Source organism: Burkholderia sp. MSMB2157WGS (assembly GCF_001532755.1).
Lineage (GTDB): Bacteria > Pseudomonadota > Gammaproteobacteria > Burkholderiales > Burkholderiaceae > Burkholderia.
This window is the reverse complement of the sequence record NZ_LPJG01000021.1, coordinates 242,865-265,291: the sequence shown is the minus strand read 5'-3', so window position 1 is coordinate 265,291 and position 22,427 is coordinate 242,865. Positions and strand designations below refer to the sequence as shown.

General features: G+C 64.5%; 14 protein-coding genes. 3 read left to right on the top strand and 11 right to left on the bottom strand.

Going from position 1 to position 22,427, the window contains the following annotated elements; translation table 11 throughout:
• Positions 1-223: 223 nt before the first annotated feature.
• Entirely contained in the window at positions 224-589 is a 366-nt protein-coding gene (locus WT53_RS33510; RefSeq protein ID WP_155294365.1) for a hypothetical protein, read from the bottom strand.
• Between the two features lie 38 nt (positions 590-627).
• Positions 628-9,078, bottom strand: coding sequence for a filamentous hemagglutinin N-terminal domain-containing protein (locus WT53_RS14590; RefSeq protein WP_080747636.1), 8,451 nt, complete (start codon positions 9,076-9,078; stop codon positions 628-630).
• 540 nt (positions 9,079-9,618) lie between these two features.
• On the opposite strand from WT53_RS14590, the gene WT53_RS14585 reads away from it, so the two are divergent.
• A complete protein-coding gene (locus tag WT53_RS14585) occupies positions 9,619-11,172 on the top strand; it encodes a methyl-accepting chemotaxis protein (protein WP_034204454.1) in 1,554 nt (517 codons plus the stop codon).
• An 18-nt stretch (positions 11,173-11,190) separates the two neighbouring features.
• Here WT53_RS14585 and WT53_RS14580 read toward each other — a convergent pair whose 3' ends face one another.
• Positions 11,191-11,868 (bottom strand): response regulator transcription factor, encoded by a 678-nt coding sequence (locus WT53_RS14580; protein ID WP_034204453.1) that lies wholly within the window; start codon positions 11,866-11,868, stop codon positions 11,191-11,193.
• 378 nt (positions 11,869-12,246) lie between these two features.
• Here WT53_RS14580 and WT53_RS14575 point away from each other — a divergent pair, with 378 nt between their 5' ends.
• Complete coding sequence (locus WT53_RS14575; RefSeq protein ID WP_034204452.1) at positions 12,247-12,738, top strand: hypothetical protein; 492 nt, start codon at positions 12,247-12,249, stop codon at positions 12,736-12,738.
• Positions 12,739-12,746: 8 nt separating this feature from the next.
• On the opposite strand, the gene WT53_RS14570 is transcribed toward WT53_RS14575, so the two are convergent.
• From WT53_RS14570 to WT53_RS14535, 8 genes are all read right to left on the bottom strand, one after another.
• Positions 12,747-13,253, bottom strand: a complete 507-nt coding sequence (locus tag WT53_RS14570) for a hypothetical protein (RefSeq protein WP_034204451.1) — start codon at positions 13,251-13,253, stop codon at positions 12,747-12,749.
• 131 nt (positions 13,254-13,384) lie between these two features.
• Positions 13,385-14,782, bottom strand: coding sequence for a sigma-54 dependent transcriptional regulator (locus WT53_RS14565; RefSeq protein ID WP_052100085.1), 1,398 nt, complete (start codon positions 14,780-14,782; stop codon positions 13,385-13,387).
• Between the two features lie 134 nt (positions 14,783-14,916).
• Complete coding sequence (locus WT53_RS14560; protein WP_034204449.1) at positions 14,917-15,501, bottom strand: hypothetical protein; 585 nt, start codon at positions 15,499-15,501, stop codon at positions 14,917-14,919.
• 155 nt (positions 15,502-15,656) lie between these two features.
• The gene (locus WT53_RS14555; RefSeq protein WP_034204448.1) at positions 15,657-17,273 is read right to left on the bottom strand and encodes a chemotaxis protein CheA; all 1,617 of its coding nucleotides are present in this window, start codon (positions 17,271-17,273) and stop codon (positions 15,657-15,659) included.
• Positions 17,274-17,317: 44 nt separating this feature from the next.
• Positions 17,318-17,599, bottom strand: coding sequence for a hypothetical protein (locus WT53_RS14550; protein WP_034204447.1), 282 nt, complete (start codon positions 17,597-17,599; stop codon positions 17,318-17,320).
• Between the two features lie 72 nt (positions 17,600-17,671).
• Positions 17,672-18,262: a hypothetical protein gene (locus WT53_RS14545; protein ID WP_034204446.1), complete on the bottom strand. Its 591-nt coding sequence runs from the start codon at positions 18,260-18,262 to the stop codon at positions 17,672-17,674.
• 111 nt (positions 18,263-18,373) lie between these two features.
• Positions 18,374-18,697 carry a hypothetical protein gene (locus WT53_RS14540; protein WP_034204445.1) on the bottom strand — a complete coding sequence of 108 codons (324 nt, stop codon included), beginning with the start codon at positions 18,695-18,697 and terminating at the stop codon, positions 18,374-18,376.
• A gap of 2,164 nt (positions 18,698-20,861) precedes the next feature.
• Positions 20,862-21,785 (bottom strand): AraC family transcriptional regulator, encoded by a 924-nt coding sequence (locus WT53_RS14535; protein WP_034204444.1) that lies wholly within the window; start codon positions 21,783-21,785, stop codon positions 20,862-20,864.
• Positions 21,786-21,965: 180 nt separating this feature from the next.
• Between WT53_RS14535 and WT53_RS14530 the strand changes: the two genes are divergently transcribed.
• Positions 21,966-22,427: a (2Fe-2S)-binding protein gene (locus tag WT53_RS14530; protein ID WP_034204443.1), complete on the top strand. Its 462-nt coding sequence runs from the start codon at positions 21,966-21,968 to the stop codon at positions 22,425-22,427.

Sequence of the window (22,427 nt, the reverse complement as noted above, 5' to 3'; positions counted from 1 at the left end):
AGCTAACCCACGGATGTCACACCAACTGGCCCAACGTTGTGGTCCCTGATTGACCAGTGCACCCTACGGCGTTGGCTTTACCACAAATTTCTCGCTTTCGTTCTGCTGTCATGGCTTCCCAGAATGTTCAGCCCCTCGTTCTGCGCAGCCGTCGCACCGGCCACCTCATACTGACCGCAAGGTCGGCAAGACAACCACCTGAAACCGTCTGAAATGCTACGAACTATTCAAATGAAATAGTCAATACATCACCGTCATCGCATCTGGACCGGAACGTCGTTAATACTGACTCTGCCAATCTTGACGCCAACAAAACTGCGAAAGCGGGATCCAACCCGTCCAAGTAGAATGAGAAAAGACACCCAACTTGTGCATTCTCCCACGCAACAAACACGTCTTCGCTGACAGTTCTCCAGAACTGAATATTACGAACAGATCCAGAGATCACCGCCAAATGCACTTTTTCTGTGGCAAGCTCCACTTGGTCACCACTATCGTTCCATGCAGTTATCTTGGCGTTGCCCGGATTTGTAAGCGACAGTCCGAGTTCGTCCAACAAAGAGACGACAAAAGGGAATGCCTGATCCAAGCTTTCAGGAATTCGTATATGACACACCGGCCTCGCCATCATTTACTCCCGGGGAAAATTTTGACATTCTCAGCACCAAGTATTTTAGTCGCTAGGTTAATCGCTGACTGAGGCGTACCTTCAGCGAAGTAGGCCTCGGCAGAGACACCACGTTGATTCGCGATCGCTTGGTAGATCCGAAGCTCCTGTCCCAGCTTACCTAGATTATTCGCTTTTGCTGGACCACCAACCGCGATCAGGTTCCCGTTCGCACCAACAACGTCAATATCTGTTGACCCGAGCCCCGGGACAGAAACCTTCTCGCCAGACACTGACCCTTTGACGATATTGGCGACTGAAGTTTCGCGATTTTGTCCAGCGAGCCGCGCGGCGTCTCCAGACGCATTTGCGGCACCCTGACCGCCCGTGCTACTACCCGAACCGCTATCGCCATTACCACTCGACAAACTAACATTGCTGGGCACTGTCGGAGTTGACGTAGTGAATCCAAGCAGCAGCGAGGTCATGCAGGCAGCACCGCCCGTGACCGCACACAATGCGGCCAGAACAGGCGTTACAGTCGCCGGCGCGGTCGGTGTATTGTCCGGCCCACCACTGGGATCGATTTGCCTGTTTGCGTCGGTCGGTGGCTGCGACTTGTTTCCGTAATTTGCCTGAACAATGTCCCCCACACCTTTCGCGGTCGACGTGACCGGTTGCATGTAGGTTTGCCCCGTCTGGCTCCTCCACGGAATCATTGCCGTCAAGAGCATCTCTGCGGCCGCACTGAGCGCCCCACCATTCTTCACGGCTGCAGCCGTATGGCTCGGACTTCCCGCGTCGTTGTTCAGTGCCTCGTTTTGAGCTGCCGTCGCACCAGCCATCACGTTTTGACCTGCAAGGCCAGCGATGCCACCGCCTGCCCAGGTCGAAATCGCCGCCAGCATGGCCATCTGGCCTTGATCGAGCGCCGCGCCGCTCGGATCGATCACCCTCAACACATCCGGTGTCAGTGCGGCTGCCACGGCCCCACCAATCGCACCGCCACCGCAGCCCTGACCCGTTGCAGCACCCGCGGCGCAGCCGAGCGCGGCGTGTGCCGCCACGTACGCCGCACCAGTCAGCGTGCCATCCTGATTCAGGTTGCCGATCGTGTAGGCGATGGACGCCGCAGCATTGGTCGCTGCGCTGTTGCGCAGGTTCGTCAGGAAGCTGCCCCCCTGCAAGGCCGTCTGGACCGTCGCTTGGAGCACCGATTCCGCAGCGATTGCGGTAATCGTTGTTGGCAGCGAGCCCGTCGCCGCCCCCGCCTGCGGCACCAACGTATTCCCCACCGTCTGCACACCGGCCAAAGCAGCAAGACTGTTGTTCGACGCCGCCCACGACCACCCTGCCGCGCCATTGCTGAACGTGATGCCGTTCGTCAGCCCGGCCGTCAGCGCCGCCGCACCGGCCGTCGTGAGCATGGATCCGAGGTTGAACGAGCCGCTACCGTTCAGTTGGCTCATCGTGCTGTTCATCATGCCGGCGAAGCCCGCCGACAGTGCCGCGTTCGCCGTACCGGCGCCCAGGGAGCCCGCGGTCGTTCCGGCCGCCGCAAACGCCGAACCCGAGCCGGCCGATGCCCCTGCTGCTGCACCGATCGCCCCCGATGCAGCCATCCCGCCCATGATTGACAGTCCGACGATCACGCCGGTCATGAAGATTTGATCGAACCATGAATCGCCGTCTACCGCTTCCGTATTCAGGTGATCGGTCACGGTCGACTGGCTGAACTGCCCGCCGAGCTGCGCCTTCAGGTTGGACAGCATCTGCTGCGTCGCAGCCTGATTCACGCTGCCGTCGGCACTGGTCTGCTGCAATGCCCCGCCAATTTGGTTCAGGCTCTGTACATGCAGGTCGTAGTTCGCGGCCGACATGAATCCGCCCTGTTGCGCGATAGTGCCCGTCGTGCGCAGGAACACGCCTTCGTCCCCGAACTGGTAGATCTCTCCAATATTCGTCGAACGCTGTTCGTTCGTCAGACTGCCGGTGTTGACGGTCAAGTTTTGCGCCGTCACGGAACCGGTATTGAGGATGCTGTTCGCGTAGTTCAGCGCGACATTCGTTCCCGTGATTTCGCCGTCGGCGTTCACGACCGCGTAGTTTTTCGGCAGCAGAACCTCGGGCATCAATGCCTGCACCGTCGGGCAGGCGGCGCCACCCGATGCCTGACATCCCGGTTCCGGTACCGCCTGCTGGACGTACCAGAGCATCGGCGCATTGATCTGCGCGAGCTGAGCGTCGCTCAGTTGCGTGCCGAGCGCGATATTGTTCTGCTTCGCGTACTCGAGCGCCGCGCCATACAGCGCTGCCTTGTCCTGATTGTTGATCGACGCCTGGCTCGTGCTGTCAGTCGCGCTCGGGGTGCTGTAGAAGCTGCTCTTGCCGGTTGCTTGCAACGCGGCCTGCTGGATCTGCTGGTTCTCCGTATACGGGTCGTAGTAGAACGGCACGCTGCCAGGTTGCAGGTTGGCCGGCAAGTTCGCGATCAGCGATGCAGACGAAAGCGAGTCGACCACCTGCGCTGCCGGATTGCTCGTCAAGTACGACACCGTCACGGTTTGACCGGACACCGTCTTGACGGTCGTGATAGTCGGCATATTCACGCCCGTCACGACCGGCGCCGTCGGCTTGCCCACCGTTTGTGCACCGATCGGTGTATTGGGCGGCAGAGCCGCCATGCCGGTGACCGACGTCGGCCGCCCCTCCTGATTCGTCACCAGTCCGGCTTGACTTACGGCAGCCGTCAGCGAAGGCGGCAGCGTCGGCGGAGCCAGCGAGATCACTTGCCCGGACACGACAGGCGGCGGCGTAAAGACGTTCGGGTTCGTGATCCCGTTGACGAGCGTCGAACCCGTCAGCGTGATCGACTGGCCGATCACGTTACCGGTATTGGTCAGCGTCGGCGAGTGGACGCTCAGGTTGCCCGCCTGAATCGTTCCCGGCACGAAATCCTTCATGCCGACGTTCGATGGAAGGCCCGAAGCCGCTTGCGTATCGCCCTGACTGAACGCGCCGCCGTACAGATTCTGGCAGTCTGCGGCCATGCCGAGACAGCCCCACGTGCGTGTCGCGCCGGGATTGCCGGTCCAGAATGCATGCAGATACTGGTTGTCGCTCGACGCGCTCGTCGACGCATCGATCGTCGCGTTGTTCAGCGCAGTCACCAGACTGCCCGTATTGCTGAACGTCCCTGCCGAGATCGAGAGATTGTTATTGGCCGTGATCGTCGACGGATTGGCCGCTTGCACCTGGATATAGGCTTCGCAGTTCTGTCCGCAGCCCGTGTACGGAGATGCAGTCCCATAGTTCTGGTGAACCGCGACCGGTGCGGCGATCGTATTCGTCACACTCGCCGCATTGATTTGCACGTTGTTGCCCGCCTCGATCGCGGCCGACGTGTTTGTCACGCTCGTAGCCTGCGTCGAATTGGCCGCGGTCGTTCCTGCACCGCCGATCACGACATCGTTTCTCGCCACCAGATTGCCGTAGGTATTGGCGACCTGATTCGCGGCAATCACGATGTCGTGGCCGGCGGTGACGTTGCTGTTGGTTTGCTGATAGCTGTACGCCTCCGAGTTCGGGTTGGTCGTGTTCAGCGAACTACAACCCGCGTTCGAGACTCCCGATGCACATCCCGCCGTCACGGCCTTCGATCCAACGTTGGAGCCTTGGTTCGTAAAGCTGGCCGCCTGAATGTTGACGTCGTTGCCCGCCGCCAAAGTGCCGGTGTTGGTCAGATTGCCGCCCGACAGATTCAGGTTGTTGCCCGCGATGATCTGCCCGACAGCGCCTTGTTTGGTCACGCTGGAGGACACCGTTTCCAACTGCACCGTGCCGGGCGCGCTGATGGTGTACGTGGCAGGCGGGGTCGGCGGACCCACCGCGCAGTATCCTCCCTCGCACTGATAAGTGCCGCTCGGATTGGCCGTGCCCGCCACGCCAATCGGTGCGGTTTTCTGCAAAGCCTGTAGCGAAGTCAGGAAAGCGTTCAGCGACGCCGAATCGACAGAGTCCGTGACCGTCGACGTGAAGCTCGAACCACCGTTCTGAAGTTGCTGCACATTCACGTTCGCGTCATGGCCCGCGCTGACGACACCGCTCTGGTTGTTGAGCGTATTGGCGGTCAAGCTGAGATCGTGGCCAGCCGCGATCGTCGATGGCGTTACAGTTGCACCCGTCGACGTCGTGGTCTCCGTGACGGTCGGCAAGGTCAGGGTCTGGACTGTCGTTGCGCCCGAGATCGGTGTCGAGGGCGGCACTACGACCCAGATGGCGCCTTTGGGCGCATTACTCGTCGGCACCAGAGCGAACTGGATCGGGCCCGAGCTCGCGACTGGCGACGACGGATCGCCCCATCCTTGATAGATCAGCCGGACGCTGGACAGCGACCATACGGTCTGTTTGGTCGGCTGCTCGCCGCCGGGTGAAAGGAGCCCGCCGAGTGTTGCCGGCAGATTCGCCTGCCCGAGCATGAACGTCCCACCATCCTTGCCGACGTTGTAGATCGCATAGACCAGTTCAGAGCCAATCGGCGTGGCCATTAGCAGGCCCGGATTGTCGACCGTCTTCGTGGTCGTGGTCGTCGTAACCACGGATGCTGCGGAATTGTTAACGTTGTTGGCGGTCAGCGACAGGTCGTTGGTCGCCGTCAGCGTACCGCCGGCATTCCCGAGATCGCCCGACAGGTTGATCGTCGCGTTGCCGCTGCCTGCAGGGCTGTTTGCATTTCCGGCACGGGTCGTGCCGCCAGAGTTGTCGTAGCTTGCCCCGGTAATCGCGAGCCTATTGGCAGCCTGAACCGTACCCGCGTTCGATCCCGAGCCGTTCAGCGTAAAGGCATTGTTGGCGGTCACCGTGCCGGTGGACGCATTCGCCAGCGAGCCGTTGATCGTCAGATCGTTGCCGTTGATCGCGCCGGTGTTGCCCACCGCACCATTCAGCGTCAACGAGCCCACACCCTGATTGATCGTGCCCGCGTTATTGATTCCCTGCGCAGCCGACACCGTTACAGTCGTACCCGGCAGCGTCCATGTGCCCGAATTGTTGACGGACTGTGCGGACAGGTTCAGCCCGTAGCCGCCATTGACCGTCCCGTAACTGGCTGCCGACGGATCGAGCGCTTGATTCGGCAAAGCGAGCGTCGCGATGTTCTGCGCGAGGATTTTGCCGTTCGTATTGTCGAAGGATCCGTTGCCACCCGTGACCGTCACGGTGGTGTTGCCAGTCGCCGCGGTCGAATTGCTAACGTCGCCCGCAAAGATCAGACCGGCGTTGCTCAGACTATTCGTCGTCAGGTTCAGCGCGTTCGTCGCCATCAACTCGCCGGTATTGGTCGTCGCGTTGCTGACGTTGAAATTCGCCGTCGGTGCGTAGATCGAACCACCGTTGCTCAGATTCGCGGCGTTGAAGGTTGCCGATTTCAGCGATGACAAGCTACCCGAGTTCGTGACCGTCGAGCCCGACATGTTCAGGTTGCCGCCCGCCATCTGCGTGCCGACGTTCGATACGGCGCCGCCATTCAGGCTCGTGTCGCCCTTGAACGCGGCCGTGCCGCCTGTCGTGACGCTCTGTGAACCCGTGATTTGCGTGGTGCCGCCAACCACTGCGTTCGCTGTCGTGACGTTCGCCCCGCTCAGGGTCGCGTTGCCGTTCACCGACAAGGCCGGTGCTTTCGCGTCGAATGCTGCGTTGAGCTGGCCAGCCGACGTATCAAGATTGCTCGTCGCCGTGGCTGTCAGATTGCCGCCGATCGACACGCCTTGCGTCGTGATGTTCGCCGCCGTCAGCGTCCCATCCTTCGAGACGGTCGTCTGGCCGTTCAGCGTCAGGTTTTGGCCCGCATTCAGGCTCGCGTTCCCGGCTGTCGAAATAGGCCCGGAGGCCATCACATTGCCGCCCTTCGCATTCACGCTCAGGTCGCCGAGGCTCGTTACGCTGCCTTGCGTCGTGACGTCAGTGCCCGCAGTAATGGTCGTTGCGCCGCCGGACAGCGCGTTACCCGCGAGCGTCGCGCTACCGCTTGTCGCCGTCAGCGTCGTCGTGCCGACCGCCGTTGTCGCGCCGACGCTCAGATTGTTTGCCGCCGTAGCCTCGAGATTGTTCCCCGTCCGAATCGCACCGCTGATGCCGATGCTGTTTCCTGCATTCAACGTCGTGTCATTCGCGACATTGACCGCGCCCGTACCGTTGATATCGCGACCGGCCGAAACGGTTGCATTGCCGGTGTTGTTCACCGACAGACCGCCGTTCAGATTCACATCGCGCCCCGCCGCGATCGTCGTGCTTTGCCCCGTCTGCATGGTGCCCGCGACGGATGCGTCCTGCGCTGCAGCGATGTTCACCGTGCCCGGCGTCGATACTGCCCCGGCGACCGACACGCTGCCCGCGCTCGAGCCGATCGACGCGTTTCCACCGCTATAGACCGTACCGCCCAGATTAACGCCCTGCTGCCCGGCCGCGTTCAATCCACCGAGCGACACGACGTTGCCGGTCGTACTGACGGTCCCGCCGTTCGCGGTGAGCGTCATGTCGCCGACAGACGCGGCGTTGCCGTTCACTTGCGTACTGCCACCCGACGTCACGCTCAGTTTGTCGCCGCTCGTGACGTCGCCGCCCAACGTCGAATTCTGTCCCGATTGAATCGTCACCGCGGCCGGTGCCGTCACCGTCCCGCCAAAATCAGCGTTCGTACCGGCCTTCACGGCGATCGTGGTACCGCTTTGTACGGCGCCGTTCAGGCCGATCGCCTGCCCGGCGTCCAGTGTGACCGCGCCTTGCGACGACGAAAGCTTGCCTTGCCCGGAAATCGAACCAGCTTGCGCGGCGATCGACACCGTGCCTTGCGCCTGCGTCGTACCGTCGATCGTCGCGTCCTGGCCTGCAGTCACGGTCGCCGCCCCGTTCGATTGCAGATTGCCGCTCACGGCGGCCGACCCTGTCGTCGCGGTGAGATTCGTATCGCCGACGGACGTGACCGCGCCGTTCACGGTCGCATTGCGCGCCCCCGCCAGCGTGACCGTGCTGCCGCCCTGTACCGCCCCTTTCACAGTCAGATCACGTCCAGCCTGCGCCGAGATCGTCCCCGGCGCGCTCAGTCCGCCGACCGTCAGATCTCCGTTCGTCGTCTGCAGTGCAATATCGTGAGCCGACAGCGAATCGATCGCCATCGACTCGCCGGCCGTTAGGTTGGCCGCGCCGTTTGTGGCAACCGACGCAGCATTCAAGTTGCGACCGGCAGTCATCGATACGCTTTGTCCGGCCGACACGGCCCCTGGCGCATTGATGTCGCCGTTCGCCGCGACCGTATAGCTCTGGTTCGCGAGGCCGGTACCGCTGATCGTCGTGTTGCCCGCGCTCGTCAGATTGACGTTCTGACTGGCAAACGTTTGACCGACCGTGACGTCGCCGTTTGAATTCACGACCACGTTCCCTGCCGTCGCGGTCAGCGGGCCTTGCATGTTCGCGCCAAGGCCGGCTGCCGTCTGGACGATGTAGACCTGGCCAGCGGTGACCGATCCGAACTGGTTTGCATCGATCGCCAAACCGTTTGCGGTTTGGATCGCCGTGACATTGTTCGGCAGACCGTTGGCTGCGGTACCGTATGCCGTGCCGGTATTGCCCGTCGTGGTCGGCGTGACGAGCTGGTTGCCCGTCACGACGTTGATGCGCTGATCCGCACGGATCGGCGCCGCCAGCGTGACTGTTTGCCCGATGAGGTCAATATTCCCGACGGTCCCTTCGATGCCGGCTCCCGGGCCGTTCACGCCTGCCGGTCCATTGATCGAGATGTTGCCGGATCGAACGTCGTACGCGACCGCACCGGCGTGCGCGAAATCGGTTGGGACACCACCGACGCCCGTGATGAATTGCGGCGTGCCCGTGGTCAGCGTGAGATTCGGGATATTCGTGAGCGACAGCCCATTTGCCGATATTCCCCCGGGCGCCGCGATCACGACCGGAGCCGCAGCGCCAAATGTCTCAAGCGGCCCTTTCAACACCGCGATATTATTTGACGTGACCTGGTTGATAATCAACGATGCAGGTCGACCATTCAAATTCGGATTCGCACCAAGCGAACCGCCTAGCAGCGGAGTCCCGGGGAGCGTACTGTTATTTAGGACGAGTCCTTCGAGTCCCACATTGAACGACTGATACTGGCCGAGGCTCACCCCATTGGCATTCGGAGCTGGAATATTGACAGCCGGAACGCCCGTGCTGGTCGCGGTAACCGTCGGCAGAAATGGAATCGGTGCGCGCGGGTCAATGATCGGCGCAGCATGCGCTGTTTGGTCGATCAAAAGCACTGCGGGGCTGAGATACATCACGACCGACATGACCCACGCGGTCGCCTTGACCCAAAGCGCATGCTCTTCGCGGCTCAGCAAAGCTTGACTGAATATGATTTTCTGTTTGGCCGTTCCCCGTTGAACGTGCCGAGCTTCTATTTCGCGCATCAGTCGGCGCATGGTTGGTCTCACTCGGAATTTTCCGTAGATCATTGCATAGCAGGAACCGAAAGATGGTCAACAATTGTCATACCCAATCAGTCAGCACATGCATATTGCAAACATTTTCTTTCGCACCTTTAATCTTGATTATTAAATAATAATCGACACAACCAGCGCCAAGATCCCCGAGTCGATCGATTATTTTTTGAGATTAAATATCCAACAAGACTATCGCCGCGCGGCTGCCATGCCGAGAAGTCTTCGCCATCATGGTTCGCACTCCGGCGGCGAGAGGAACGACAACGGCTTCATCTGCAAATCCGCGGTCGGAGAGAGGTTTAAAAAGTGTTGCAGTCGGTCGATTCAACTGGCTTGTTTACTTCCCACTGAGCGGCAATCATCGTCCGTGACGCTACCCAGGTCGCAAGAATGCCGTCAGTCATCGAACGACCGCTTCTAAGGGATTTCCCGTCTACGGCGACGCGCCTCGTGCGCCGTCAAGACACTTACCCCGTCACGCCGTCCCGGCGAGCTTCCTCGACTGACCGACCTCATACCATGCGCAATCTTTCCCTGAATCAGAAACTCGCCTCGATGATCGTCATCCTGTGGCTCGGCCTGCTCGTGATCGCCGGGCTGGGCGCATGGCAGACCCGCGCGTCGATGATCGCCGACCGCCGCGACCAGCTTGCGTCGCTGGTCGCACAGGCCGCGAGCGTGACCGACCATTACTACAAGCTGTCGCAGCAGAACGCGATGCCGGAAGCCGACGCGAAGCAGAAGGCGCTCGAGGCGATCGCCGCGATGCGCTACGGCGCCGACGGCTATATCTCGGTCAACGATTCGAAGCCGGTGCTCGTGATGCATCCGATCAAGGCCGAGCTCAACGGCAAGGACGTGTCGAATTTCACCGATCCGAACGGCAAGCACCTGTTCGTCGAGATCGTGAAGGCCGGCAACGCGGACGGCGGCAAGGGCTTCGTCGAATATCTGTGGCCGAAACCGGGTGCGGACAAGCCGCAGGAAAAAACCAGCGCCGTGCAGCGCTTCGCGCCGTGGGACTGGTATCTGGTGACCGGCATGTACATGAACGACGTGCGCTCGGCGGTGCTCGCGAGCATCGGCCGCTGGCTCGCGATGACGGCCGTGCTCGGCGCGATCGCGACGGCCGTGATGGTGCTGGTGCTGAAAAGCGTGCGCGCGAGCCTCGGCGGCGAGCTCGAAGCGGCGCTCGACGCCGCTCGGCGCATCGCGCAGGGCGACCTGACTGCGCGCGTGAGCGTGAAGCACGACGATCGCGGCAGCCTGCTGCATGCGTTGCATACGATGCAGGGCGGGCTGATCGACATGGTGTCGCGCGTCCGGGCGGGCACCGAGAACATCAACGTCGGCGCGAGCGAGATCGCATCCGGCAACACGGACCTGTCGCAGCGCACCGAGCAACAGGCGGCCGCACTCGTGCAAACCGCGTCGAGCATGGACGAAATGACCGCGAACGTGAAGCAGAACGCGGACAGCGCCGAGCAGGCCGCGTCGCTCGCGGGCCAGGCCGCGCAGGTCGCGACGCGCGGCAGCGCGGTGGTCGACGACGTCGTGCGTACGATGAACGAGATCACCGACCGCTCGCACAAGATCGGCGACATCATCGGCGTGATCGACGGGATCGCGTTCCAGACCAACATCCTCGCGCTGAACGCGGCCGTCGAAGCGGCCCGCGCGGGCGAACAGGGCCGCGGCTTCGCGGTCGTCGCGGCCGAAGTGCGCTCGCTCGCGCAACGCTCGGCAACGGCGGCCAAGGAGATCAAGTCGCTGATCGTGTCGTCGAACGAGACGGTCCAGCACGGCGCGACGCTCGTCACGCATGCGGGCGAGACGATGGCCGAGATCGTGCAGTCGGTGCGGCGCGTGAACGAGATCCTCGACGAAATCAGCCACGCCTCGCGCGAGCAGAGCGCCGGGATCGAGCAGGTCAACCGCGCGGTGGGCGAGATGGATCAGGTCACGCAGCAGAACGCGGCACTCGTCGAACAGGCCGCGGCGGCCGCGCATTCGCTGCGCGATCAGGCCGAGGCGCTGCGCGACGCGGTGACGCGATTCGCGCTGCCGGTTTGACGGCGCACCGCCCCGCCCTCACGCCGCGCTGCCCGCCCGCAGCGCGGCCTCGCCGCTACCGAGCCCCAGCCCCGCCGCGCGCTGGATCAGCTCGACGTCGTTGCTCGCGCCGAGCTTCTTCATCGCGCTGATCTTCTGCGCGCTGACCGTCTGCTTGCCCTTGCTCAGGCGCTGCGCGATCGTCTTGATCGGCACGCCCGACAGATACAGGCGAATCACCTCGATTTCGCGCGCCGACAGCTTCACGGGCGTGTCGCCGCGCGTGCCGAGCGCATCGAGCGCGCGACGCACGGACGGCGACAGGTAGGTCGCGCCGCTGTAGCTCGAATGAATCGCCGTGACGATATGGCCGACCTCGTCGAGCTTGCTGACGACGCTCACGCCGCCGATCGCGAAGATCGACCGGAAGATCAGCGGGTTCTCGTTCGCGACCAGCACGACGATCCCGACGTTCGGCCGCGTGCGGCGCAGCCAGTCGAACAGCGCGAGGCCATCCATCTGCTCGTCGCCGCGAATCGCATAGTCGACCAGCACGACGTCGCAATCGACGCCGCCGAGCGATGCGACCAGTTCGGCCGCGCTCCGGTAGACCGCGGCGAGCTCGATCGCGCAGGCGCCGCCTGCGATCTGCTCGATACCGGCCAGCGTCAATGGCCAGTCGTATGCGAAGACGATGCGAACATTGAATTTCCTCATGCGGAATTCCTGGTGGTTCACCGGCCGCGCTACGCGCAACGCGCGCGCCCGGTTGGGCGTTGAAAGGACATGCAGGCGATTTTTAGCCTGGATGTCGATTCTATGAACGTATGCCCGCGCGCGATATCGGACGGCGTACGAATTGGCTGCCGAAGGCGTAATACGGGTTTGATATTTGCGCCGGTTCAACGCCCGGCGACCGGCGCACGACCGTCGCGACATCGGCCCGATGGCCAGCCTGGCGCGCCGGCACGGCCGGCCAGCAGGTAAAATTGCGCGTTTGCATGCCACCCCGGCGCGCCGGCGGCGAGCGACGCGCCGATGCCGGCCGCACGCCCCCGCCCCGACACCGGCTTGCCCGACCTCCCCGCTTTCCTCATGACCGATTCCGACCTGCAATCCGACGACACCTCCATCCACGAAGACGGCCTCTGGCGCGACAACGGCTGGACGGCCCGCATCATCAAGAACGAAGACGACGACGGCTGGGCCGTCGAGATGGTCAAGGACGGCGAGTCCGAACCCGCGCTCGTCGGGCCGTGGACCATGGGCCGCGACAAGAAGAACCCGAAGCCGATGGATGCGAACGCGTTCCGCACGCTCGTGAAGACCGCGACCGAAGTGCTGATGCGGCACGAACAGCAGCGGCGCGCGATGCTGCACAAGGAAGTGACGGTGCAGGACGAAGGCGGACAGGATGTGTCGGTGACGCTCGACATCGTGCCGGACGAGTTCGAGCCGTATGCGCAGCTCAAGGCGTTCGATCCGTATGGCGAGTTGCTGGCCGAAGCGAAGGTGTCGGCCGGGTTCAAGCTCAACAAGGCCAGCGCCGAGCGCTGGGCCGCATCGGGCTTCGATCGGCCGGCCTGACGGCGCGATCAGGCGCCGGCGCCCCGCTCCGCGCGCGCGAGCCGGCGGGCAGCCAGCTTGCGCCGCACGAGCGCCTCGAACTGCGGCGTCGCTTCCTCGGGATCGCGCGCGGCCAGGCCTTGCAGGTTGCGCGCGAGCTGGATCGGCGTCAGCACGATGCCCCACGGCAGCCCCCACCAGCCGAGCGTGGCCGACGCGAGCAGCGCGATCGCCTGTTTGCGGCGGCCGCAGCGGCGGCAGCACACGTGGCGCCGCGTGGCCCAGCGCGTGACGAACACGAGCGAGACGACGCGATGCGACGCATGGACGTCGACCGGCTGCCCTTCGCGCAGGCAGACCGGACAGGGCCCGTAGCGCCAGTCGTCGACGTACTGCCGGACCTTCGCGTCGGGCACGCGTTCGGCCTCGACGACGACCGGATGCGCCTGAGCGCACGCCGGGCCGCAATAGCGGCGGCCGTCGATCGACCGCCCGCCGACCAGGAACGTCCTGCCGCACTGACTGCACTCTGCCACGATGACCTCGGATGAACGTGATGCGCCGCGTGCCGGAACGCGCGCACGTCGATGCACGCGTTCCGGCCGGGCCGTTTCATGTTTTAACGGCCGCCGCCGCGCGGTCTTGAGCGCACGCGCGCAGCGGCGCGTCAGCCATGCAGCCCGTGCGCGGTCATCAGGCGGTACAGCGTCGCACGGGAGATGCCCAGCTCCGCCGCGACGTCCGCATGCTGGTGGCGGTGACGCAGCAGCGTTGCCTCGATCGCGTGCCGCTCGGCCTGCCGGCGCGCCTGCGCGAGCGTCGGCGGCCGCAGCGACGTGTACGGACGCAGCTCGAGATCGGCGGCCGAGATCAGCGGGCCGTTCGTCATCACGACCGCGAAGCGGATCCGGTTGATCAGCTCGCGCACGTTGCCGGGCCACGAATAGTTGTGGATCGCCTCGATCGCGCACGGCGTGAAGCCGCGAATCCGGTACGCGCCGTCGTCGCGATAGCGCCGCAGCACGTCGTCGGCGAGCAGCATGATGTCGCGGCCGCGCATGCGCAGCGGCGGCTCGTCGATACGCAGCACGCACAGGCGGTAGTAGAGGTCGGCGCGGAATCGCCCGGCCCGCATCGCGGCTTCGAGATCGACGTGGGTCGCCGACACGATCCGCACGTCGACCGGAATCGACGCATGCCCGCCGAGCCGCTCGATTGTGCCCTCCTGCAGGAACCGCAGCAGGCTCGCCTGGCTCTCGAACGGCATGTCGCCGATTTCGTCGAGAAACAGCGTGCCGCCGTGCGCGGCCTCGACGCGGCCGATCTTGCGCTGGTGCGCGCCGGTGAATGCGCCGCGCTCGTGCCCGAACAGTTCGGCCTGCACCAGCATCGTCGGGATGGCCGCGCAGTTCACGGCGACGAACGGTGCGTCGGCACGCGACGACTGCCGATGGATCGCCGCCGCCGTCAGCTCCTTGCCGGTGCCGGACTCGCCGGCGATGAACACGGTCGCGTCGGTGTGCGCAACCTTGCGGATCGTCGCGAACAGCCGGCGCATCGCATCGCACGCGCCGATCATCGCGCCGCCGGGCGGCGGCGCCTCCGCGGCCGGGTCGCCGTCCGCGAGCTCGAGCATCCCGTATGCGTGGCCGACGAGATAGCCGATCGTCGTGTAGGCCGTCGCGTGGCGCACGTAGTCGAAGCAGCAACGGCGGATCAGGCGCGCGATCGTGATGTTGCGCAGTCGCTCGCCGTCGGCGAGCGCGACCCAGCCGACGCGCGGGTCACGCAGCAGCGCCTCGAACGACGCGACGTCCGGCGACGCGAAACTGCCGAAATCGACGATGCCCGCATGCGGACGGTTCGCCTTGGCGAGATTCTGCGCGTCTGCCACGGTTTTGGCGCACCACACCTCCCAGCCGCGCGACGCGAGCGAATCGACGAGCGCGGCATCGTGTTGCCGCGACAGGTAGACGAGCGGCCGCGACGGCGCGACGGGACTGCGCCGGACCGCGACGAACGGCGGCGTGCTCGCCTGCCGTTCGACGTCGTGCGGGCCCGGCATGCCGAGTTGACAGCAATGGTTCACGATTGCCTCGCCGCATAAGGTTGTGTATCGAAGCGGCCGTTGCCGATCGCGCGTGGCGGGGCCCGTGGTCCCGCGGCGCGGCGCCGCTCCGTCCTCGAATCGACGCCGCGCTATCGGCAGAACACGACGCGCTGCGTGTAGATCTGCGGCTCGACGGCGGGCTTCGCCGCGCCGTTGAGATCGTCGCGATAGGCGCGGTAGGTCTTGCCGTTCACCGTCACGTCCGCCGCGCGGGCCGTCTCGATCCTGTCGAGCCCGGTGTACCGCCATTCGTTCACCCGGTCGGCCGCCGCGACGCTCGACTCGCCCGCGATCTTCTGCGTGATCGCGCTGCCGTCGCTCCACGGTTGCGTCTGCATCGCCTCGGTGTGCTGCGTCGCGTCGACCGTCTTGCCGGTCGACTTCGGCCCGCTCTGCGCATCGAACGGCGCACCGCGACCGTATACCGGCGCTTGCCACGACGGCGCATGGCCCGCTTCCGGCATCATGTAGATCATCTGCGGGTCGCCGATCATCACCATCGGCGCGCATGCGGTGTTGTCGGGACGGCCGAGCGTCGACAGCGCCTGCTGGACGCTCGCGGCGTTCGCGAGGGTCTGCTCGTTCAGGATGACGAAGACCGCGGGATTCTGGAAAAGCGACTGCGCAGCGGCTTGCACGCTGGCCAGCAGCAAAGCGACCAAAAAGATCCTCATGATTGCGGCCTCCTCGCATCCTCGTCACGCAAAAAGAGGTGTTGACCTCGGGGAGGGGAACAACACCCGTCAAACCGGAAAAAACCGTCGGGCATCGGGCCGAACGCCTGCCGTGCGACCCGCGCTCCGGTCGCACGGCAAACCGGCCCGCATGCTCACGACGAGGTACTCGTCGAGATGACGGCCGGCGCCGGCGCGACCGGTGCAGCCGGTGCCGCCTGCTGGTCGACCGTGGCCGGCGACAACGCTTGCGCCGGATCGGTCAGCGTCGGCACGTCGGCAGGCGGCGCAGTCGTTGCGGCCGCGGCTGCGTCCGGCACCTTCGCGTCCGCTGCGGGCATGTCGGCGGGCGCTGCCGCGACGGCAGGCAGCGCGGCCTCCGGTGCAGGCGCTTCGGCGGCTGCCTGCGGCGCCGGCTCGGCAGCCTTCGCATCGGCAGCCGGCGCCACGGCGACGGTTGCCGCCGGCATCGGTTCGGCAACCGGCTCGCCTGCGACCTGCACCGGGTCGGTCGCGGCCGGCATCGGCTCCGGTGCGTTGGCGGCGACGGGCTGGGCAGGCTCGGGCATCTTGTCCGCGACGGCCGGCACAGGTTCGGACGCCTTGTCGGCCACTGCCGGCACCGGCTCGGGTGCCTTGTCGGCCACTGCCGGGGCAGGCTCGGGCGCTTTGTCGGCGACCGGCGCGACAGGCTCCGGCGAAGCCTTGTCCGCCACGGCCGGTGCGGCCGGCGCAGCGATGACGGCCGCTGCCGGCACGGTAGCCATGACGGCAGCCGGCACCACCGACGCTGCGGGCGCGGTAGCGGCGACGGCGGGTGCGGCAGCCGCCGCGGCAGCCGGGACTGCGGCGGCAGCGGCCGGCGCTGCAACTGCCGGAGCGGGGGCAACAGCCGGCGTCGCAACAGCCGGAGCGGCGGCGACAGGCGCCATCGTCGGCACAGGAACCGGCACCGAAACCGGCGCAGCGCGCACCGACGTCGTCTCGATCGGGCGCGTCGGCGCGGACGCCGGCGCGGCCGAGCCGAGCGGCGGCAGGCCCATCCGGTCGCGCACGATCGGATCGCGATACTTGATGTCGTCCGCGACGGTCGCTTCGACGCTGGGCGCCACGTTCGAACGCGCGAGCGGCGCGGTCGTGCCCGGGCACAGATGCCCGGTCGCCTCCACCGCGCGCCGGTTCGCATCGCTCTGGCACAACAGCGCGAGCGCCACGTCGGTCAGGCCCATCGCACGGAATTCGCGCGCATCGAGACGCCGCACGCAGGCCTGGTCGACCAGCGTCGTGCCGCCCGTCGCGCCGAACCCCGGGAACGACACGCCGACGCTCACCGAACCCATGCAGGTATCGGACAGCGTGGTCGTGAGGCCGGGCGCCTGGATCGACGGGTTCGTCTTGATCGTCTGCGTGCCCGAGTAATTGACGTTTTCCGAGGTCTGGGTGTTGTACGGGTTGGTGCCGGGCGCGCCGGACGACTGCAACGAGTTCACGCTCTGCGGCGTCACGTTGCCGCCGGCCGTGCTGGCCGGCATCGTCACGTTGACGTTCACGCTCGAATTGCCGCTGCCGCGCACCCCGCTGGAGCTGGTGGCATTCCCCCCACGCGAACTCGTCGTATTCGTGTTCATGCTCGAGCCGCCGCCCTGGCTGATCGCCGTCGACGAGGTCGACGATTGCGCGCTCGACGTCGAATCGGCGGTTTGCGCGTGGGCGCCGATCGTGGTCATCGCGAACATCGCCGCACATGCCACCTTGATCCTGTTGCTGTTCATTTCACTCTCCGGACGAGGTTTGACCTCCCACCCAGGCAACCGTACTAATTCCCCTGAATGCCTTCAGTTTTCGCTGCTCCCCCGAACTGCTTCCAGCCGCTGCCCAGCTGGGACCACGATCCGGCCGACATGCCCTGCCATTGCTGGGCGTCCGGTCCGCCGATCGCGCTGCCCGACGAAAGCGTTTGTTGTTCTGACGGTTTGGTTGTCTGAGAAAGGTTGTTTGACGTCTGCATATTCGATTGCCCACCATCGGCAGCACGGTCAGCGCCATACGCCGTCAGAGACGCGAGCATCAGAGCGGCGGCAATCAGGTTCTGCTTCATGCCAACTCCTTACGTGACAACGATGCGGAAAAGAGACCAGCGTCGCTGGGAAACTGGTCCCCCCACACCTGACTAATGACTGCTCCCGGTCGCGCTCGAGTCACCCTGGCTTCCGCCCGACGCGGACGGCGAACCGGCCGGACCGGTACTCCACACGCTCGACGAGTTGAAGTGATTCGAGCCCGCGATCGCGCCCGACCCGCCACTGCCCGTCCACCCCGCGGCACCCGCGTTGGCTGTGCCGTGATCGTTCGCGCCCGTGGCCGTGTAGTGGTTCGCGCCGAGTACGATCGTGGCGGTCACCCCTCCCGACAGCGCATTCGCGTTCTCGTTCGTGCTGCCGTTTCCGGCGAACGAGCCCGCGGCGCCGATCCCGCCGCCTGCCGCGAACGCGCCCCCGTTCGTGCCCGAACCGCTGGCCGTCGAAGTCGAGTTGTGAAACGCGGACGCCGTGCCGGCGGAGCCGGCGGGTGTCACGGTACTTCCTGCATTCGCGCCGGCCGTCGAGGTCGAATTGCTGGTATAGCTGCCGGAGCCGACCAGCACCGAACCGGAAACACCCGCCGCAACGGACTGCGTCTGGTTGGTCGTGGACGATCCGGCCGCCAACGCAGCGGACGAAATGACGGTGAGCGCTGTCGCTAACATGACTTTGGCTTTCATAGCAATTCCTTGCTGTGAGGAAGTTCGACGGTGGCGGAGCCGGGCCTGCCCTGGCGGGACAAAGCCCGGCATCCGTACCGCCAGCCAATGACGAACGCTACGCGTCGCGGCTTAGTGGTGATACGTCCAGCCGGTCGAGCCCGCGTTCGCGCCGCTGCTGCCGCCTGCTTGTGCGCCGCCGAAGCCGAAGCCGCCGACCGTCGACGTTTGCGTATGGTTCGTGTACGAGATCGAACCGCTGCTGCCGCCACCGGCCGTTGCGCCGGCTGCGCCGAGTGCCGAGCCGGAATCGGTTGCGGTGAAGTGGCCGAACCCGGCGACCCCGGCCATCGTCTGGCCACCGCTCGACGAGTTGCTGCTCGAGATCGTGCCGCTCGCTGCAAACGCTGCACCCGAAACCGCCAGAACTGCTGCTGCAATCAGAAGCTTCTTCATGGTCGACTCCATAACGGCGTGGAGAGAATGAGCATGGAAGATCGCACGCCATCGACCTTCCTGCCTCGAACAATCCTCAAAAATAAGGATTGCTATCGAATAAAGAAATTATTTCATGCTCGTAAATTGGCTTTTTTATTTTTTTGGCCAGCCGAAGTCTAGTTTTATGTTTCTAAGTTGTCCAAAATTTATGAGTAGGTGTTTTCTATCATTTTTATGAACATTGGAATTCACTCCAAACACCATTCATTAAATTTACCGGAATGACGCACACATCTTTCCGGCTCGCGGTTTTCAATACCCCGTCCAAAACGGATACCGGCACCGGCACCCGTTTCCGGAATTGAAAACTGGCGAATGTATCGACTACCGCAAAACGCAGCGCCCGCTCGACACGCGCCCTTCAGCCGGGCGACGACGGACTTGCATTGCAGCCAGACGACATGTCTGCTCCCTGAGCTGACGAAGAAAGGCCTTCCGGATAACCCGGCCGACGCGCGTTCGATCTAGCCCAGCCGGCGCCGGCACTGGCCCGGCGCGATCGAAACGGCTCTGCACGGTTGAAGAGGAATCGGCGCGACGCTGTCCGGCACGAACAGCGCGCCCCACCCGGAAACGCCGAATGAAGTCGAGCATCGCTGTCGCCAGGTTGTCGCGCGAAACGACAAGCGCTCCAGCACGCGATGCGCGCGGAGGGCGGGCAATCGGCAAGGCGCCACCGACGACGCTGGCACTGCGTCGCAAGCGCTACCCCCATCGATCCGACTACCCCTATGGTGCGCGAGAAACGCGCGGATCAAGCCACTGCTTATAGTGTTCATCGCCGCTTCCCCGACTGGCTCGTGACGAACTGGCCGCCCCCACATCGTTGTTGCATCGTGTCGACCGCTCGCCGGTGCGTCCACTCTCGCAAACGGCATGCCATGCGATATTCCACTGCGCATTGCGCGGGGCTCGCGGCCGCCAGCCCCGCCCATTTCGCCAGGAACGGCATTTTTCGTTTCACGAATGTATCGCGATAACGATCCCCGCACGGCGGCGATCATTGAACACGACGACGCAATGCCTTGATTTGACGGACGAATCGGGCAAACCGGGGCGCGCCGGACGTCCCCGCCGACGGTTGTTTCAAACTTGAGAGCCGTCTCTCGACGCAGGGCCCGTGGTTCGCGCGTTTCCGCTGACAAACCGCGTGTTGCGGCAGGCCGGCAACCGTCCGTTACCTCGGAGCGAAAGGGGTTCCGGCCGCTCGATGCCCCGCGCCGCCCGGCCGCCGATACGGCCGGAACACGGGTTTCCCCCGAAATACGAAACGAATTTGATTCATCCGTGAAAATAGCCACACGATCGTGTGGTGAAAAACCTTGCCATCCGGCACGCTGCGGGCGTAACAATTAAAACAAATGTAAACACGAGATCCGGACAAAAAACGCGCCCGTCGCTTTTTCATTTCGATTCGACCAGCCATTTCATGAATCCCCGACGATCGATTCATCGAAGAAACGTTTTCGAGAATTTATCCGGCTTTTCTCATCACTGAAACATGACGACCCAAAACAGCATGCACATCGTCAATCTCGTAAAAACCTGATTGGGCGCGCGTTTCGTCGCATCGAACCGTATCGATCCCGCGATCGCCGCGAGTACTTCCCTGTCCCCACGATTCACGCACGAAACACCGATGCGTGCACCGAACGGTCATGACCCGGCCGCGCCCGCATGCAGCGGGACTTCGCCGTTCATGGCATGCCGGTTGCCCGATGTCCGGCTTTCGACGAGCAGCCCGTCACGGCGCACGAAATACAGGCGGCGGCCCTCTTGAACCGGCATGTCGTGGAAAAGGCGATGAAGGTCGCCACCGGTCGATACTTGCGTCGTTCAAGCATCAACGGGGGTGTCGGCGAAACCGGAGCGCCCGTCGCGACGCTTCGTCGACATCGCCGGAGCGTTCGCATGAAAGCACGCGTCACACGAGCAGCCGGCCATATCGGCAGCCATCCGTTCAAGGCGCTCGCGAAAACCGAACACGAGCCGTGTCGCATACGACGATCGCTCGCCCGGCCATTGCGACGCGGGCCGCGGCGGGCCGCGCGTCGCGGCCGATATCCTCGACCGCAACGCGCCGTCATCGCGACATGACGATCGACGACCGGCCGGCTGCCCGTCAGCCGAGCAGTTCTTTCTTGCGCAGATGCACGACGTCGCGCATCGGCGGCGCGCCGAACAGCCGGCTGTATTCGCGGCTGAACTGCGACGCGCTTTCGTAGCCGACCACGGCCGCCACCGACCCGACGTCGCCGCCCTGCCGCAGCAACAGCCGTCGCGCCTCGTGCAGCCGCAACTGCTTCTGGTACTGCAGCGGGCTCAGCGTCGTCACGTGCTTGAAATGATGGTGCAGCGACGACACGCTCATGTTGACCGCCTGCGCGAGCGACTCGACGCGCATCGGCTCCGCGAAGTGATCGCGGATCCATTCGATCGCACGCGCGATCCGGTGCGTCTGGCTGCCGGCGATCGCCATGTGCCGCAGCCGCGTGCCCTGCCCGCTCGTCATCAGCCGGTACAGCACTTCCTTCTCGATCAGCGGCGCGACGACCGCGATGTCGGCCGGCGTATCGAGCAGCCGCAGCAGCCGCAACGCCGCATCGAGCAGCGGCGGCGTCAGCTCCGCGAGCGCGATCCCTTCGCCTTCCGGGCCCGCGTCGGGCTCGGGCAGCCGCATCTCGGCCGCCAACTCGACGATGCGCTGCGGATCGAGCGTCAGCGACAGGCACAGGTACGGTTCTTCCGCCGACGCACGCGTCACGCGCGAGAGGATCGGCAAGTCGATCGACGTAATCAGGCAATTGTGAGCGTCGTATTCGTACGCGTGGCCGGCCACGATCACGCGCTTCGCGCCCTGCGCGGCGATCACCAGCGCGGCGCGCGACACGCCGCAGCCGAGATCGACCGGCCGCGTGTGCCGATGCAGCATCAGGCCCGGCACGGCCGTCGAGTGCGAGCCGTCCGCCGGCGCGAAACGGCCGATCAGCGACGCCAGCTCGCGCCGCCCGGATTCGCGCGACGCCACGATATCGGTCATGTCCATGACGCATCCTCGAATGATTTCCCGTGTCGCGCGAGCATAGCGAAACGGCTCGCGGCGCGCAGGGGATTTGCAGGATTGTTCAATAAATTTGCAGGATTGGGTAGACGCAAAAACCGGCGGCTCGCGCACACTCGCGCTAATCCGGCCTACGCCGGGTTTTCCCCACGGAGACAACCCAAAATGCCTACCTCGTTTGTCCTGAACGGCAAGAACGTCACGCTCGACGCCGATCCGTCGATGCCCGTCCTCTGGGCGATTCGCGAACACGCGGGACTGATCGGCACGAAATTCGGCTGCGGCATGGCGCAGTGCGGCGCGTGCACGGTGCATCTCGAAGGCCAGGCCGTCCGCTCGTGCGTGCTGCCGCTCGCCGGCATCGCGGGCAAGCACGTCACGACGATCGAAGGCCTGCAGAGCAAGCCCGCGCAGGCCGTGCAGGCCGCGTGGGTCAAGCTGCAGGTGCCGCAATGCGGCTATTGCCAGTCCGGCCAGATCATGTCGGCCACCGCCTTGCTCGAACAGAATCCGAAGCCGACCGACGCGGACATCGACGCCGCGATGAACGGCAACCTCTGCCGCTGTGCGACCTACGCCCGCATCCGGGCCGCGATCCACGACGCCGCCGCGACGCTGGGAGCCTGA

Excerpts from the sequence above, each read along its gene's own strand:
- WT53_RS14535 (WP_034204444.1), bottom strand. The coding sequence starts at position 21,785 with ATGGACATGACCGATATCGTGGCGTCGCGCGAATCCGGGCGGCGCGAG.
- WT53_RS14575 (WP_034204452.1), top strand. The coding sequence starts at position 12,247 with ATGACCGATTCCGACCTGCAATCCGACGACACCTCCATCCACGAAGAC.
- WT53_RS14545 (WP_034204446.1), bottom strand. The coding sequence starts at position 18,262 with ATGAAAGCCAAAGTCATGTTAGCGACAGCGCTCACCGTCATTTCGTCC.
- WT53_RS14590 (WP_080747636.1), bottom strand. The coding sequence starts at position 9,078 with ATGCGCCGACTGATGCGCGAAATAGAAGCTCGGCACGTTCAACGGGGA.
- WT53_RS14560 (WP_034204449.1), bottom strand. The coding sequence starts at position 15,501 with ATGAGGATCTTTTTGGTCGCTTTGCTGCTGGCCAGCGTGCAAGCCGCT.
- WT53_RS14530 (WP_034204443.1), top strand. The coding sequence starts at position 21,966 with ATGCCTACCTCGTTTGTCCTGAACGGCAAGAACGTCACGCTCGACGCC.
- WT53_RS14540 (WP_034204445.1), bottom strand. The coding sequence starts at position 18,697 with ATGAAGAAGCTTCTGATTGCAGCAGCAGTTCTGGCGGTTTCGGGTGCA.
- WT53_RS14565 (WP_052100085.1), bottom strand. The coding sequence starts at position 14,782 with ATGCCGGGCCCGCACGACGTCGAACGGCAGGCGAGCACGCCGCCGTTC.
- WT53_RS14555 (WP_034204448.1), bottom strand. The coding sequence starts at position 17,273 with ATGAACAGCAACAGGATCAAGGTGGCATGTGCGGCGATGTTCGCGATG.
- WT53_RS14550 (WP_034204447.1), bottom strand. The coding sequence starts at position 17,599 with ATGAAGCAGAACCTGATTGCCGCCGCTCTGATGCTCGCGTCTCTGACG.
- WT53_RS14580 (WP_034204453.1), bottom strand. The coding sequence starts at position 11,868 with ATGAGGAAATTCAATGTTCGCATCGTCTTCGCATACGACTGGCCATTG.
- WT53_RS14585 (WP_034204454.1), top strand. The coding sequence starts at position 9,619 with ATGCGCAATCTTTCCCTGAATCAGAAACTCGCCTCGATGATCGTCATC.